Annotated in this window: 1 protein-coding gene; it reads right to left on the bottom strand. The window is 65.8% G+C overall.

Annotated features, from left to right (window positions below; translation table 11 throughout):
* Window positions 1–139 precede the first annotated feature (139 nt).
* Window positions 140–850: a hypothetical protein gene (locus LR948_RS18760; protein WP_232755689.1), complete on the bottom strand. Its 711-nt coding sequence runs from the start codon at window positions 848–850 to the stop codon at window positions 140–142.
* Window positions 851–1,270 lie beyond the last annotated feature (420 nt).

Genomic DNA, 1,270 nt, shown 5'->3' with positions numbered 1-1,270 from the left:
CGCGGGGCGCTTCCGCTCTGTGGTGCTGGGGCCCGACGGCAGCCTCTATACCGCCGTGGACGAGGGCATGATCCACAAGCTGACACCGGGACAGTAACTCGGGACCAATCCGCGCCGCCTCTCGGGCGGCGCGGACACCTCACTCGCCCGAGATCAGCCTGTCCGGCACTTCGAAGCGCTGATCGTCGACCCGGATGAAATGCATGCCGTCCTCCAGCCGCCAATCCGTGTCTGTGCCGACCCCCGACATCGTGGCATTGCCGCGCAGGAACTGGCCATGCGCGAAGGTCAGTGTGCGCCGGAAGCCGTTCTGAAAGGTCGCGACCAGCGTTGCATCGCCGCCGCTGCCGCGCGCGGAGCGGATCGTGCAGCGGCCCATCGGCTCGCCGGGGTTCTGCGCGCAGGCGACCTCGGCGCGGAGGTCGAAATCGCCGCGCTTGGCCCGGGCGGCGCTGTCGTCGAGCCCGCGCGCGACCACGCCATCGGGGCCTCCGGCCGGTGCAAGCTGCGCGGCTGGCAGATGGCCGCGCGGGCCGCCTGAGAGCGGCGCGACCCTGCACCAGATGTCACCGTCCAAGCTCTCGCAGCCAAGATTGGACAGGATCGTTCCCGGGGCGAGCCTGGCGGCAGGGGCGGCCTCCTCATTGGGCGCGCTGCGCAGGGGAACGGGCGCCTCGCCCAACAGCCGCCAGCGCCGGATGCCGCCCGCTTCGGCCGCGGCGGGAACCGTTGCCTGCGCTGCCGAGGTTCCCTGCTCCTGCGCCACACCGGGACCTGCAAGCGCCACGAGCGTCAGTGCGAGGATCACGAGAAGCCGGAAACGGCACTGTGTGTCGGACAAGAGGATCACGGATCGCGGCTCCGGTCAGGGTTTGGCCATAACAACGCGGGCGTTCCACAGAACGGAGCTCTGAGATTGTAGAACATCGCAATCTTGATCCTATGCTTTTCCTATCACCTTCCATCCGGGAAAGCTCAGCCGGAAAGTCAGTTTACGAGCTATCCAATTTTCAGGTTTGAGACCGCAACGTGGGCCGAAGGCTGTTTTTCACCTTGTAAAGTAACCGGGGCGGCACGCGGCGCCCTTATGATTGGTCGCTGGGCGGTCGCCCGAACTACGATAGACTGCGTGCTGGCGGAGACTCATGCGGCCTGAGCCGCCGCCTCAAGGTTGCCCGCAGGAACGGTCAAATGAAACAAAATCAGCGATAGTTGACGTTGCGGCAACTTTTCCTTTCGCATAAGGAAACTGTGTGCTAAGCGCCGGCCC

Source organism: Roseivivax sp. GX 12232 (assembly GCF_021272185.1).
Taxonomy (GTDB): domain Bacteria; phylum Pseudomonadota; class Alphaproteobacteria; order Rhodobacterales; family Rhodobacteraceae; genus Roseivivax.
Note: the sequence above shows the minus strand (reverse complement) of the source record. Positions and strands in the feature narration are given on the sequence as shown.